This window comes from Microbacterium sp. NPDC058345 (assembly GCF_042723855.1).
GTDB lineage: Bacteria > Actinomycetota > Actinomycetes > Actinomycetales > Microbacteriaceae > Microbacterium.
This window is the reverse complement of record NZ_JBHXIG010000001.1, coordinates 624,374-637,642: the sequence shown is the minus strand read 5'-3', so window position 1 is coordinate 637,642 and position 13,269 is coordinate 624,374. Positions and strand designations below refer to the sequence as shown.

11 protein-coding genes are annotated in these 13,269 nt (G+C 70.9%); 1 reads left to right on the top strand and 10 read right to left on the bottom strand.

All coding sequences use genetic code 11. The features are described 5' to 3' along the window. Positions 1-53: 53 nt before the first annotated feature. Positions 54-1,265, bottom strand: coding sequence for an alpha-L-fucosidase (locus ACFWH5_RS03125; protein WP_378831661.1), 1,212 nt, complete (start codon positions 1,263-1,265; stop codon positions 54-56). 193 nt (positions 1,266-1,458) lie between these two features. Here ACFWH5_RS03125 and ACFWH5_RS03120 point away from each other — a divergent pair, with 193 nt between their 5' ends. Beyond that, on the top strand, positions 1,459-2,769 hold the full coding sequence (locus tag ACFWH5_RS03120) for an ABC transporter substrate-binding protein (protein WP_378831658.1): 1,311 nt from the start codon (positions 1,459-1,461) through the stop codon (positions 2,767-2,769). Between the two features lie 100 nt (positions 2,770-2,869). Here the strand turns inward: ACFWH5_RS03120 and ACFWH5_RS03115 are convergent, their stop codons facing one another. The 9 genes from ACFWH5_RS03115 to ACFWH5_RS03075 form a co-directional block, all read right to left on the bottom strand. After that, complete coding sequence (locus ACFWH5_RS03115) at positions 2,870-3,442, bottom strand: hypothetical protein (protein ID WP_378831656.1); 573 nt, start codon at positions 3,440-3,442, stop codon at positions 2,870-2,872. 801 nt (positions 3,443-4,243) lie between these two features. Then, positions 4,244-5,083 (bottom strand): beta-galactosidase, encoded by an 840-nt coding sequence (locus ACFWH5_RS03110; RefSeq protein WP_378831654.1) that lies wholly within the window; start codon positions 5,081-5,083, stop codon positions 4,244-4,246. Next, positions 5,080-6,048, bottom strand: a complete 969-nt coding sequence (locus tag ACFWH5_RS03105; RefSeq protein WP_378831652.1) for a serine hydrolase domain-containing protein — start codon at positions 6,046-6,048, stop codon at positions 5,080-5,082. Before ACFWH5_RS03105 ends, ACFWH5_RS03110 begins: the two co-directional genes overlap by 4 nt. Continuing rightward, a complete protein-coding gene (locus tag ACFWH5_RS03100) occupies positions 6,048-7,799 on the bottom strand; it encodes a beta-galactosidase (RefSeq protein ID WP_378831649.1) in 1,752 nt (583 codons plus the stop codon). Before ACFWH5_RS03100 ends, ACFWH5_RS03105 begins: the two co-directional genes overlap by 1 nt. A 70-nt stretch (positions 7,800-7,869) precedes the next feature. After that, positions 7,870-8,949: a mandelate racemase/muconate lactonizing enzyme family protein gene (locus ACFWH5_RS03095; RefSeq protein ID WP_378831647.1), complete on the bottom strand. Its 1,080-nt coding sequence runs from the start codon at positions 8,947-8,949 to the stop codon at positions 7,870-7,872. Then, a complete protein-coding gene (locus ACFWH5_RS03090; protein ID WP_378831644.1) occupies positions 8,949-9,848 on the bottom strand; it encodes a 5-dehydro-4-deoxyglucarate dehydratase in 900 nt (299 codons plus the stop codon). The genes ACFWH5_RS03095 and ACFWH5_RS03090 overlap by 1 nt, the downstream gene beginning before the upstream one ends. Continuing rightward, positions 9,845-10,768, bottom strand: coding sequence for an NAD-dependent epimerase/dehydratase family protein (locus ACFWH5_RS03085; RefSeq protein WP_378831641.1), 924 nt, complete (start codon positions 10,766-10,768; stop codon positions 9,845-9,847). The genes ACFWH5_RS03090 and ACFWH5_RS03085 overlap by 4 nt, the downstream gene beginning before the upstream one ends. Then, positions 10,765-12,102: a Gfo/Idh/MocA family protein gene (locus tag ACFWH5_RS03080; RefSeq protein ID WP_378831639.1), complete on the bottom strand. Its 1,338-nt coding sequence runs from the start codon at positions 12,100-12,102 to the stop codon at positions 10,765-10,767. Before ACFWH5_RS03080 ends, ACFWH5_RS03085 begins: the two co-directional genes overlap by 4 nt. Before the next feature lie 70 nt (positions 12,103-12,172). Then, positions 12,173-13,162: a LacI family DNA-binding transcriptional regulator gene (locus ACFWH5_RS03075; RefSeq protein ID WP_378831637.1), complete on the bottom strand. Its 990-nt coding sequence runs from the start codon at positions 13,160-13,162 to the stop codon at positions 12,173-12,175. Positions 13,163-13,269: the final 107 nt, after the last annotated feature.

Sequence of the window (13,269 nt, the reverse complement as noted above, 5' to 3'; positions counted from 1 at the left end):
GAACCGAGCCGGATGCCGGTCCCCGGAGGTTCGCTCTCTTCACGTCCGGGAGATCAATGCGGCAGTGAGTACACGTGTGCACCACTGCCCGAGAGGCCGTCCGGCAGAGACTCGGGTCGCTCCGCGATCACGACGAGCTCGTCGTCACTGACCCATCCGCGGGCCCAGGTGCCGTCGTGCGGGGCGATGGCTGCGGCCTCCTCCGCCGACAGCGGGCGACGCCGCACCGTGCGCGGCTTCAGCGCGGTGAGCCATCCGGCGATGCCTTCGAGCGTGCGCAACTGGACATCGGGGATCACCCCCGACGCCTCCGGGCCGATGTTCAGCAGCAGTCGTCCGCCGCGCGACACGACGTCCGCATAGATTTTCGCGAGGTCACGCGGCGAGAGCGTCAGCTCCTCGCTTTCGACGCGGTTGTGCCCGAAGGAGAACCCCAGGCCGCGGTTGTGCTCCCAGCCCGTTCCGTGCTCGTTGTGGACGTCATGCGCGTACTCGCTGGTGCGATAGTCCCAGACATCCGCACCCCACCGGTCGTTGACGATGCCGTCGGGCACCACGTCGCGGTAGTGCGCGATGAGAGCATCCAGGCTGCCGTCGTGCTTACCCGCATCCGGCCATTCGATGTCGTTCCAGATGACCGAGGGACGGTACCGATCGATCAGGTCCCGCACGTGCGCTGTGGCGTAGGCCGCATAGTCGTCGTCGACGGGCCGCAGGGTCTCGACGTCTTCGGGGGACTGGATCGGAGCGAAGTCGGTCCTGTGCCAGTCGAGCCCACCCGAGTAGTACACGCCGAACCGGATGCCTTCGGCGCGGACGGCGTCGGCGAGAGGTGCGAGGAGATCGCGCCGGGGGCCGCGCTCGACGGTGTTGAAGCCCTCGGTGCCGGGTGCCTGCCACAGGGTCACACCGTCGTGATGCTTGGTCACGGGCACGACGTAGTCGACGCCCATGGACCGGAACAGCGTCGCCCACGAGCGAGGGTCGTAGCGCTCGGCGGTCCACTGGTCGAGGAAGGCCTCGTAGGGTGCGCCGTCGTGGATCTCGTCGTGGTGCGCGCCCGCCGGCGAGTCCTCGATTCTGATCGTGTTGGCGTACCACTCGGCATACGCGTTGTGCCGGAACCAGATCTCCGGCGGGATCGCGCCCCAGGCCCCGGTCGGTTCGGCCCAGGCGGGCACGGAGTAGGGACCCCAGTGGATGAAGATGCCGAGCGTCGCATCCAGCGTCCAGTCGGGCAGAGGCCGCTCGCGGGGGTGGGTCATGGTCGTGTCTCTCTCGGTCGATCGACCGCAGCCGATGGTGGGAGGTGATCGCGATCGGGATGCTGCACACCTGTTGTGAAACGTCTCAATTCATAGTACCGTCTGGGAAGACGCTTTCCCAGAGGGTATGCGCAATCACGACACAGGACATCCGCGCACCGACGGGAGCGCGGATCTCCCAGAGAGGACAACGATGTTCAGAAAGAAGCGGATCACAGCAGCGGCCGCCGTCGCCGCGAGTGCGGCACTCCTGCTCGCCGGATGCGCAGGCGGTGGCGAGCCCGGCGCCGGGGCCACCTACGACCCCGACGAGAAGGTCACCCTGGACTTCTCGTTCTGGGGCAACGACGTGCGGGCCGACCTGTACAACCGCGCCATCGACGCGTTCAACGAGGAGTACCCGAACATCGAGGTGAACGTCTCGTTCCTGGACTTCCCCGCCTTCTGGGAGAAGCGTCAGACCGAGGCCGCCGGTGGCGGGCTGCCCGATGTGATGCAGTTCGACTACTCGTACCTGCGCCAGTACTCCGAGAACGGTCTGCTGCTGGACCTCAACCCGTACCTCGGCGGCGTCATCGACACCGACCCGCTGCCCGAGAGCGTGCTCAAGATCGGCGTCGTCGGCGATCAGACCACCGCCATCCCGACGTCGACCAACGCCTGGGGCCTGTTCCTCAACCCCGTGCTGCTCGAGAAGGCGAATGTCGAGGCGTATCCCGGCGCCGGCTCGTGGGAGGACTACGACGCATGGATGAGCGAGGTGACCTCCGCCGCGGCGGACAGCGGCATCGAGCTCTGGGGTGGAACCGACTACAACATGCGGATCCAGAACTTCGAGATCTACCAGCGCGCGAAGGGCGAGGACCTCTTCACCGCCGACGGTGAGCCGAACTTCACCGAGGACGACCTCCTCGAGTTCTGGCAGCTGGGCGCCGCCAACCGCGACGACAAGGTGGTCATCGACCAGCAGACGCTCGAAGAGATCTCCCCGCTGTCCGGCTTCGACGCCGGCTTGACCGCGAGCGAACTGACCTGGGACAACTTCGGTGCCGGCTACCTGGGCAACCTGGGTGAGGGGTACACCGAGCTCGATCTCATCGAGCCCCCCGTGACGAAGGAAGGCGCTCAGGACCTGTACCTCAAGCCCTCCATGCTGCACGCCGTGGCGGCCAACACCGACCACCCGGAGGCGGCGGTGACGCTGCTGAACTTCCTGGTGAACAGCGCCGAGGTCGGCGAGATCTTCGGCACCAACCGCGGCCTGCCCGCGTCGGAGACCCAGCTCGAAGGGGCGCAGCTCGACGCCATGGGCGAGCAGATCAAGGAGTACGAGGCCTCGATCGCGGATCGTCTTGGCGATGCACCGCCCGTCCCGATCGTGGGCTACGGCACTCTCGAGCAGAAGTTCCTCGAGCTCGGTCGCGAGATCGGATACGGCACCACCACCCCGGAGGCTGCGGTCGAGCAGTTCTTCACCGAGATGGACGTCGTCGTCAACAGCTGAACCATGAGGGGGGTGGAAGCCGCGCCAGCGGCTTCCACCCCCTTTGCGTGTCTGCGGTCGACCGCGCCCCGGACGTCTTCCGCAGAGACGATCCCGCCGGTCAGCGGCCCGTGTCGACCGGCATCCACTCGCCCCGCTCTCGCAGAGAGACGCGGTCCAGGGCCAGGAGCGCGGCGGCGGTGCCGCGGCGTCGCGCCTCAGCGGCGGGCGGCAGCCACACCGTCGACTCGCCGGACAGGGCCAGCAGATGCAGCGTCACCGTGGAGTCGTGCTGGACGCCGACGTCGCGCAGCGAGACCGACCAGCGCGTGCCGTCCCAGAACCGGTCGTCGACCGTCTCTCCGTCGACCCGCAGCTGCGCCACGTCACCGGCCCAGTCGATGTCGAGCAGCGCGTCGCCCGACCAGGCCGGCATCTCGAGCGCGTACACGGCCGCGAGCGCGTCGAACGCCGCGTGTGAGGGTGCGCGGTGCCGCGCACCGCCGAACCCGTAGTCCGCAGGCACCTCGCGCTCGGCGCGGAGCAGGCGCGCCGCCACCTCGACCGGCTGCCCCGGGAAGGAGACCGGCAGATCGATCCACCCGCGGGCTGCCGTGTCGAAGCGACGCGCGAACGTGGCATCCCTCGCCTCGACCTGATCGCCGTCCCACCGCAGCTGGCCATCACTCAGCACAGCTCGTCCCCTCGCACCCACGCTTCACGAGCGTCGTCGAGAACGAGCAGCGACAGTCCGGCGACCTCGTGCAGGCCGGCCTCGACGACGCGGGGGGCTTCGTCGCCCACCGCGACCTCGACCGGGATGCCGGAATCCGCGCACAGCACGAGCAGCTCATCCCGCAGCAGCGTGAGCGCCGACGCCGTCGCCCACCGCAGTCGCGTCCCGCCCACCCGCAGGCCGATCGGCCAACGGGCCAGAGTGCCCGCCGGGATGTCGATGGGCGTGCTGGGCAGCACCAGCGTCTCGTCGTCGAGCTGCACCCGCAGCTGCACCTCGGTCACCGATTTCACGGGGAGATGCGGCTGGTGATGGGTGATGATGCAGAAGCCCTCGACGCCGTCGGAGCGCAGAGCCCACCGCAGGGTCTGCGTGTCGTCGAGCCCGGTGGCCCGCACGTCCGGAAGGCTCGAGGTGCCCAGACGACCGCCGAACGCCGCCAGGAACGCGTGCTGGGCGCGCAGCAGCCCGGCCGACTCGTGCAGGTCACCGGATTGGCCGATCGGCGCGTGGAAGTCGTAGCTCCACTCCGTCATGTCGTTCGGGTAGCCGGTCGCCTGCGTCTCGTGCATCCCCGCTGCCGGATTCCGGCCGCCGACGTACATGTAGTACCCCTGCCAGGCCGAGCCGTTGCCGATCTTCATCTGCGCGAGGGCGGCGACGTCGTGGCCGCTGAGCACGGGGCGCCGGTGGTAGGCGGTCGCCATGCCGCCGCCGAGTTCGCACGTCGCCGGCGGGAAGCCGCCGAGGAGGGCGGGATCAGGCCTCGCAGGTGCCGAGTCGGCGGCGGCGAACCCCTGCGATGCCCGCACGTCCGCACCGACACCCGGGTCGTCCCAGGTGTGCGACGGGAAGTAGTGCGCGCGGAACGACGGATCCCAGCCGTCTCCGGGGTCGGCCCAGAAGCCGTCGCCGTAGCCGCCGAACAACGGCATGACCTCGCCGGGCGGGAGCTGCGCGCCGCCCCACGCGGTCGCTGTCCACAGCGGCGCCGCCATCCCGGCCTCCCTGGGCCATCCGCTTCAGCGTGAGGAGGTGGCCAGGGCGGTCGTAGAGCTCGTTCTCGAGCTGGATCGCGATGACGGGTCCACCCGGCTGCGCCCGCCCGTCGAGATTCCCGGCGAGCTGGGCGAACCACGCCCGCACGAGTTCCAGGTAGCGCGGATCGTCGCTGCGGTGCGCGACGTCGGCATCCGCCACCCAGTCGGGGAAGCCGCCGTTGCGCGCCTCGCCGTGCGCCCACGGCCCGATGCGCAGCACGACCTCGAGTCCGGCGGCGGCGCACTCGTCGATGAACGCGGCGACGTCGCGGGCGCCGTCGAAGTGCGCCACCCCGCGCTCGGGGGAGTGGTGCAGCCAGAGAACGTAGGCGGAGGCGACGGTCACACCGTTCGCGCGCATCTGGCGCAGCCGCTCGCCCCAGCGCTCCCGGGGCAGGCGGCTGTAGTGGATCTCGCCGGACACCGGAACGATCGGCACGCCGTGCCGCAGCACAGCGCGGTCGGTCATGGTGATGCCCCGCGCGGCTTCCGCGGGCTCCGGCAGCGCGCTGGGGGATGCCGGCGCCGGCCACCCGCGATGCCGGACGTGGTGGATCATCGCCCGGACACCACCGCGTTGTCGAGCTCATCGGCGTCGACGCCCGCGCGCAGGGCGCGGTTCGTCAACAGCACCCAGCACAGGCCGGCGCTCGGATGCACCCAGAACTCCGTGCCGGCCCAGCCGCCGTGCCCGTAGGTGTCGGGATCGATCAGCCCGGGCGCGCGTGTGCGCAGATTGAAGGTGAAACCCCAGTCCTGACCGTGCTGCGCCGGGTAGGGCTCGAGCCGGGGGATGTCGCCCGTGAGCGGGCGCCGCATCATCTGCAGCGTCGCCGGCGCGAGGATGCCGTCTGTCGCGCCGGCATGGATGCGCAGCAGTTCGGCGCCGATGCGCAGCAGATCCTCGGCGCGGCCGAGCAGCCCGGCGCCGGGGGTTCGCGTGGCCCGGAAGCGCTCCATGTCGAGCCCGGCCTCCGCGGCGTCGACGACCTCGACCGATCCGGTGTGGTCGAGGGTGAGCCCGTCGGCTCCGGTCGCCGACGCCCACGCCTGCGTGTCGGCGTCCCACGGCACGCCCGTCGCGTGCTCGGTGAGCGCGGCGATGCCCTCGAAGGCGAGGGTCGAGTACCGGGATGCGGTGCCCGCGGCGAAGTCGCGGCCTCGGGTGAGCAGCTCGATGCGCAGCGGGGTGGCCGTGTCGAGCGGCGGCTCGCTGATGCCCGAGGTGTGGCTCACGAGGTGACGCAGCCGCACGACGTCATCCCGGTCTGCGCCGAACGCGGGCAGGGCGGTCGTCAGCGGCGTCTCCGGAGTGAGCAGTCCCCGCTCGACCGCGCGAGCGGATGTGATGCCCATGAGCACCTTGGTGATCGAGAACAGCGGATAGGTCGCATCCGTGCTCGCACCGAACCCGTCCAGCGCGACGATGCCGTCGGCGGTCGCGACTCCGAGCACGGCCGTCGGCAGGTGCCCGGCATCCACATGGCGACGTGCCCAGTCGAACGCTGCGGTGTACCCGGCCATCACTCTACCTCGTGGCCGAGGTCCGGTCGTGCGAGGAAGCGCGCCGTGGCGTCCGTCGTCGCTTCGAGTTCGACGATGACGACCTGATTGCCTCCCGCGCGCGTCGCCGGCGCAGGCACGTACAGCGTGCGCTGCGGGCCGCGCCGCCAGTAGCGGCCGAGGAATAAGCCGTTGACCCAGGCGTACCCCTTGCCCCAGCCGGCGGTGTCGAGGAACAGGTCGGCGGGCTCGTCGAGATCGAAGGTGGCACGCAGGCCGATGGGGCCGATCGCCCGACCGTCCTCGATGGCGGCGCCGGCCGCGGCATCCGAGACCGCGGTGCCGAGCGCGGCGACGTCGAACGTGCGCACTCGCCAGGGGCCTTCGAGCGCTCGTCCGCTGAGCAGCGGGGCGCCGATGAGGCCCTTCGCCTCGCCGATCTTCTGGTCGTAGTTGACCCGGCCGGTCTCCTCGATCAGCAGCCGCAGCCTTTCGCCGCGTGGCACCGGCAGCGAGAGGTCGCCGATGGTGCGCTGCAGCCGGCCAGCGGGCGCGCCGTCGCGTTCCACCCAGGCGTAGTCGCGCACCTCGGCTTCCAGCACGCCGGATGCTGCGGCATCCGTCGAGTACTCCACCAGCACCACGTCGGAGCCGAGCTCATCCATGGTCGGTGGCGTCGCGAACTCGCCGTGGTCGGTGACGACCAGCTCGAGCGGATCGGCGACGGCCTCGAAGACGGCTGTCGGGGTCGGTGCGTCCGTCGGTGCGATCGCCGGCATCTCGGGCACGGGTGCGTGCCTGGCGATGACCTCGCGGAAGGCATGGAACTTCTCGGTGAGCTCGCCCGACTCGCTGATCGGGGCGTCGTAGTCGTAACTGGTCACCATCGGCAGGTAGCGGCCGGAGTCGTTCGCGCCCGCCGTCAGGCCGAAGTTCGTGCCGCCGTGCACCATGTAGATGTTCACGGATGCGCCCGCCGCGAGCAGCCGGTCCAGATCGGCCGCGCTGTCGGCGAACGTCGTCGTGTGGTGCTTCTCGCCCCAGTGGTCGAACCAGCCGCACCAGAATTCCATGCACATCAGCGGGCCGGTCGGCTGGAACTCCCGCAGGGTGGCCAGCCGCTCGTCGATGCGGCCGCCGAACGAGCCGGTCGTGTGCAGCGCGGGGTGCGCGCCGTTCTCGAGCATCGTGGGGATCGGCTGGTCGACCTGCGTGAGCGGGACGGTGATGCCGTTCTCGCGGGTGACGCGCACGAGCGCTTCGAGATAGTCCTTGTCGGCGCCGTACGCCCCGTACTCGTTCTCGATCTGCACGAGGATGACGCTGCCGCCGCGGTCGATCTGACGCGGTGCGACGATGGCGTTGACCTTCTCGAGGTAGCCGGTCACCTCGGCGAGATACGCGGGGTCGCTGCTGCGCAGCGTCATGCGCTTGTCGGCCGTCAGCCAGGTGGGCAGGCCGCCGTTGTGCCACTCCGCGCAGATGTACGGCCCTGGGCGCACGATGGCGTGCATGCCTTCCTCGGCGATGATGTCGAGGAAGCGGCCGAGGTCGACGTCGCCGTCCGCGCGCCACCCGCCCTTCACCGGTTCGTGAGCGTTCCACGCCACGTACGTCTCGATGGCGTTCAGACCCATCAGGCGCGCCTTGCGGATGCGGTCGCGCCACTGATCGGGATGGACACGGGGGTAGTGCATGGCGCCGGAGATGATGCGATGCGGTGCGCCGTCGAGCAGGAAGTCGGTCTCACCGATGGCGAAGCGGGAAGTCATGCGCCCAGCCTACCGGAAAGCGCTTTCTCCGCGACGGAGCGTGCGGCACCACCACGCGGAGAAGGTGACGTCAGACGAAGCGGATGCCGAGCCCGAGGTGCGGCGCCTCGGTCAGCCGGCCGTCGCGGACGATGACGGGTGACGGCACGGTCAGCGCACCGAGCTCCGCGAAACCGGCGTCCTCGACGACCTCCGCCCACGGCTCGGCGATCCCGTCGGGCAGCGTCAGGGCGAGCTGCCCTGACAGCTCCGGCAGCAGGTGCGGATGCAGGGCGACGCCGTGCTGCTCCGCCCGCTCGGCGATGCGCAGCAGTGGCGTGATGCCGCCCACTCGGACGACGTTCGGCTGCACGATCTGCGCCGCCTCCGCGCGCAGGTACTCCTCGAAGCGATGCCGCGTGTGCAGGTTCTCACCGAGCGCGATGGGCACACCGCTGGACGCCTGCAGGCGACGCGCCAGCTCCGTGTGGCCGGCGAGGTCCTCGGCGCGCAGCGGCTCCTCGATCCAGGCGAGGTCGTATGCGGCGAGGGCGTCGATCGACCGGGTCGCCCGATCGAGATCCCAGCGCTGGTTGGCGTCGACCATCAGCTCACGATCCGGTCCGAGCACCTCACGCACCGCGGCGACGCGATCGAGGTCCTCCGCCAGCGAGGGCCTGCCCACCTTGATCTTCACCGCCGGGAAGCCCGCAGCCACCCAGCGCTGCACCTGCGCGACCAGTTCGTCGAGCGGATAGTGCAGGTTCACGCCCGACCCGTACGCGCGCACGGATTCTCGGCGCCGCCCGAGCAGGGCGGACAGCGAGGAGGATGCCGCGCGGGCCTGCGCATCCCAGAGGGCCAGGTCGAGCCCGGCCAGGGCGATGGTCGTGACGCCCCCGCCGCCGGCCTCGTGCAGATGCTCCCAGAGCGCCTGCCACTCCTCGCCCGGCACCGCCGAGCGGCCGACCGCAGCCGCGGCGATGTCGTGCTGGAGGAGCGCATGCACGGCCTCGGCGCCGATCTGCGGCGTCCATGAGAAGCCCCAGCCCTCCGCGCCGTCGGAGCGCACGACATGCGTCGCGATCACTCCGACCGAGGTGACGTCGGCGGCCCACGGGCGCGTCAACGGCACCCGCAGCAGCCGGGCGTCCAGCCGGTCGATCGTCATCACAGCAGCGCACGCCCTGCGTCGAGGATCTCCGCGAGGCGCTGCTCCTGGGCGGCGGTCGGGTCGACGAGCGGGGCGCGCACCGACCCGACCGGCAGCCCCTGCAGCCGCAGGCCCGCCTTGATCAGCGAGACGCCGAACCCCGGGGTCTCGTCGCGCAGCGCGACCAGGGGTCGGTAGAAGCCGTCCAGCAGCTCGAGACGGCGCCCCTCGTCTCCGTCGACGTACGCGCGGTGGTAGGCGCTCGCCACGTCGGGGATCATCGCGAACGCCGCCGAGGAGTAGAGCGGAATGCCGATGCCCCGGTACGCGGCCTGGGTGAGCTCGGCGGTGAGCAGGCCGTTGAAGAACGCGAAATCGTCACGCCCCTCCTCGGCGACAGCGCGCACGATCAGCTGCGCGGCACCGACGTCTCCGGTGCCGTCCTTGAAGCCGATCACCTGCGGATTCTGCGCCAGGCGGCGCATGGTCTGCACGGTGTACTGCGCGCTGCCCCGGTGATAGACGATGACGGGCAGACCGGATGCTGCGGCGATCTGCTCGACGTAGGCGATGAGACCGTCCTGCGTGCCGCCGACCAGGTACGGGGGCAGCACGAGCAGGCCGTCGGCCCCGGCGTCCGCGGCGCCCTTCGCGACCTCGATCGCGTGTCCGAGTGCGCCACCCGTCCCGGCGATCACCGGCACGCGCCCGTCGACCGCGGCGGTGGCGCTGCGGACGACGGAGGCCGCTTCCCGCGCCGACAGAGCGTGGAACTCGCCCGTGCCGCAGGCGGGGAACACGCCACCGGCGCCCGCCTCGACTCCGTGGGCGACGTGCTGCGCGAGCATGTCGTGATCGATGGTGCCGGCGGCGGAGTAGGGGGTCACAGGGAAGAAGAGGATGCCGTCGAAGTTCATGCCGGAGCTCCCGGAGTCTGGGGGTGCGGGTCAGGTGCGAGCGCGGTGCGCCACGAGTGCACAGGGCGCCAGCCGAGGAGGCGGTGCGCCTTGGCGTTCGAGAAGGCCGGCGAGGTGCCGGTGAGCACCGCGGCGAGCTCGTCGCTTCCGGGCAGGAAGCGGGGGATGAGCTCCGCCAGCGGCTCGCGAGCCAGTGCGTCGTCGGCGCCGACGAAGAACGTCTCGCCGTCGGGGATGTCGGGCATCGCCCGCAGCAGCGTGTCGGCGAAGCCGGCGACGTCGCGGGCGTCGACGTAGTTGAACAGCGCCGGGGCCGAGAGTGCCGGATCGTCGAGACGCTCCCGCACGGTGTGGCCCTGCTGGGTGGGGGCGCCGCTCCACTCCTCGGGGGCGATCACATAGCAGGGGCGGAAGAGTGCGAAACGGGTGTCGCCACCCTGACGCCGCAGCATCGCGACCGTCTGCTCGACGAGCAGTTTCGACAGCGCATACGCGTGGGACGGTCTCGGAGCGGTCTGCTCGTCGAGGGGGAACCGGTCGGGCAGCCAGCCCGGTGAGCCGTAGCCGAGCACGGTCGGACTGGAGGCGGCGACGACGCGTCCCACGCCGGCGCGCACGGCGCCGCCGAGCACGCTCATGGCGAGCGCGGCGTTGGTGCGCAGGATGACGTCCTCCGGAGCGCTGAACGGCACGGCGATGGCGGCGAGATGGATGACCGCGTCGGCCTTGGCGTCGCCGAGCGCGCGTGCCGTGGCATCCGCATCCGTCAGGTCGATCACCCGCTGCTCCGCGTCGGTGAGCTGCACCGAGTCGGATGCCGCACGGTCGAAGGAGACGACGTCGTGCCCGCGGTCGGCGAGGCCCGCGACCAGGCTGCGTCCCAGGCGACCGGCGCCGCCGGTGACGACGACGCGGCTCATCTCGCGGCCGGCTCCTGAAGCAGGCGGATGCCGAGGTCGGCGACCCGCACGGGCAGGCCGGTCTCGAGGGAGCGGTTGCCGGCGATGCCGACCGCGATCGAGCGGATGCCGTCGGTCCAGTCCGCCGGGCGCGACAGCGGGTCTTCGCTCGGCCCGATGAAGACGTCGTTCAACAGCAGGGCGTCGCCGCCGCCGTGACCGCCGGTGCCGGTCACGATGGGAACCTCGTATGCCTCGCCCCAGTGCTTCTGCACGATGAGACGCTCGCCCTCGGGGCGCAGGTTCGCGACGCGCTCGGCGCCGGTGAGGCTCGGGTCGATGGCCGGGTGCAGGCCCTCGCCCGCGAGCACGGCACCGCGTTCGACGACCTCCAGCTCGGCGCGGCCGAGGGTGCCGTTCACGGCGACGCGGTAGCCCTCCCACGGAGCGTGCGCATTGAGGGAGTACGACAGCGTCGCCCCGGAGTCGTAGTCGACGATCAGGGCGAGGTTGTCCTCGATGGTGATGCCCTCGCTGAACACGTCGCGGTCGCGCAGATAGCCGTCGTGCTGCTCGGCATCGAGGTAGAGCTCGGCGAGGCGCGAGTCGGTGCGCAGGTCCAGCTCGAACAGGTCGCCGCCGTCGTGCGTGCCGCGCGCGGGCCGCTCGCCCAGGCCGCGTGCCCTCGCGTTCTCGGCACCGTAGAAGCGCAGGCCGCCGGACGCGAAGACACGGTGCGGCTGTGAGCGCAGCCACCAGTTCACGAGGTCGAAGTGATGGCTCGACTTGTGCACGAGCAGCCCGCCGGAGTTCTTCTTCTCGCGGTGCCAGCGGCGGAAGTAGTCGGCGCCGTGGTTGGTGTCGAGCATCCACGAGAAGTCGATCGAGGTGATCTCGCCGATCTCGCCGTCCTGCAGCACCTGCCGCAGCGTGCTGTTGCGCGGGGAGTAGCGGTAGTTGAAGGTGAGCACCACCTGCCGGCCGGTGCGGGCGACCGCCTCTTCGATGCGTGCGGCGCTGGAGGCGTCGATCGTCAGCGGCTTCTCGACGACGACGTCGGCGCCGGCGTCGAGCGAGCGCACGATCAGCTCGGCGTGCAGGTCGTCGCGGGCGCAGATGATGACGCGGTCGACCTTCTCCTCGCGGATCAGCGTCTCGAGCTCGTCGGGTCCGCCGATGCGCGGCGCCGCGTCCCCGGCGGCGACGACGGTGCGTGCGTGGTGCCGGGCGCGCACGGGATTCGGCTCGCAGATCGCGACCAGTTCGGCTCGCTCGCGGTGGGCGCCGACGATCGCTTCGACGTACATCTGCGCGCGGTGACCGGCGCCGGCGAGGGCGTAACGAAGGCGGGACATCCGTGACTCCAGATCTCGGGAAACGTTTTCTCAGCCTATCACGCAGTCGTCTTCGCGGGTCGGGCGTGCCTTAGCCCGGTGCCGGGCCGGTGCTTCCGCGCACCACCACCGCCGGGATGAGAGTCTCGGTCGCGACCGGTTCCGCGCCGGAGAGCAGTGCGTGCATGGCCGTCCATGCGCTGCGGCCGAGGTCGGCCGCAGGCACCGCGGCCGTCGTCAGCGGCGGGCTCGTGTAGGCGGCGAACGGAATGTCGTCGAACCCGACGATGGACAGCTGCTCCGGCACCCGGATGCCGCGGGCGGCGACGGCCGACAGGAGTCCCATGGCGACGAGGTCGTTGAAGGCGAGCACCGCGGTGGCCGCGCTGTCGATGACCGCGGGGGCGACGGCGGCTCCGCTGTCGAAGTCGACGCCGGCGGGGATCTCGATGATCTGCAGCCCGGCATCCGCGTCGAGCGCTGCGTCGATGGCCCGCCGGCGCGCCTCGCCGGAGGCGCTGAGGACGGTGCCGGAGAGAAAAGCCAGCCGATGGTGCCCCAGACCCCGAAGGTGGTCGATGAGACCGGTGATGGCCATGCCGTAGTCGGCCGCCACGGCGGGGGCGTGCCGCTGCGGCCCGCGGTTGATGACCACCGCGGGTGCGATCGCGGGCAGCAGCGCGGTGAGGTCGTCCTGCGGCAGGCGCGGCGCGCACAGGATCACGCCGTCGGTACGCTGACGCGTCGTGGCCGCGACCTCCTTCTCGTGCTCCACCCGCTCCTCGGTGTCGGAGATCAGCACGTGGTAGCCGTCCTTGGCGGCGGCGTGGCTGAGCCCACGCAGAATCGCCTGGAACGTCGGATTGGCGAGATCGGGGATGACCACCGAGATCGTCTGCGTGCGCCCGAGCACGAGGCTGCGCGCCAGAGGGCTGGCCGTGTAGCCCAGACGAGCGGCGACCTCGCGGACCCGCTCCGCCAGGGCCGCATCGACCGACGGATTGCCGTTCATCACGCGGGACACCGTCGAGAGGGAGACCCTCGCCTCACGAGCGACCTCGGTGATCTTCGCCCGCGGCATCCGTCCTCCGTCTATCGAGAACGAGCATAGCCGCGCCGCACGGCCGGAAGCCCGGGGACGTCGCGGCCGCTCGGCCGAACGCTCTGCGCGTCGGGCGCCTTGCCGCC

Coding starts and splice junctions, on each gene's coding strand:
- ACFWH5_RS03090 (WP_378831644.1), bottom strand. CDS start 9,848: ATGAACTTCGACGGCATCCTCTTCTTCCCTGTGACCCCCTACTCCGCC.
- ACFWH5_RS03085 (WP_378831641.1), bottom strand. CDS start 10,768: ATGAGCCGCGTCGTCGTCACCGGCGGCGCCGGTCGCCTGGGACGCAGC.
- ACFWH5_RS03105 (WP_378831652.1), bottom strand. CDS start 6,048: ATGGCCGGGTACACCGCAGCGTTCGACTGGGCACGTCGCCATGTGGAT.
- ACFWH5_RS03095 (WP_378831647.1), bottom strand. CDS start 8,949: ATGACGATCGACCGGCTGGACGCCCGGCTGCTGCGGGTGCCGTTGACG.
- ACFWH5_RS03120 (WP_378831658.1), top strand. CDS start 1,459: ATGTTCAGAAAGAAGCGGATCACAGCAGCGGCCGCCGTCGCCGCGAGT.
- ACFWH5_RS03080 (WP_378831639.1), bottom strand. CDS start 12,102: ATGTCCCGCCTTCGTTACGCCCTCGCCGGCGCCGGTCACCGCGCGCAG.
- ACFWH5_RS03125 (WP_378831661.1), bottom strand. CDS start 1,265: ATGACCCACCCCCGCGAGCGGCCTCTGCCCGACTGGACGCTGGATGCG.
- ACFWH5_RS03110 (WP_378831654.1), bottom strand. CDS start 5,083: ATGATCCACCACGTCCGGCATCGCGGGTGGCCGGCGCCGGCATCCCCC.
- ACFWH5_RS03075 (WP_378831637.1), bottom strand. CDS start 13,162: ATGCCGCGGGCGAAGATCACCGAGGTCGCTCGTGAGGCGAGGGTCTCC.
- ACFWH5_RS03100 (WP_378831649.1), bottom strand. CDS start 7,799: ATGACTTCCCGCTTCGCCATCGGTGAGACCGACTTCCTGCTCGACGGC.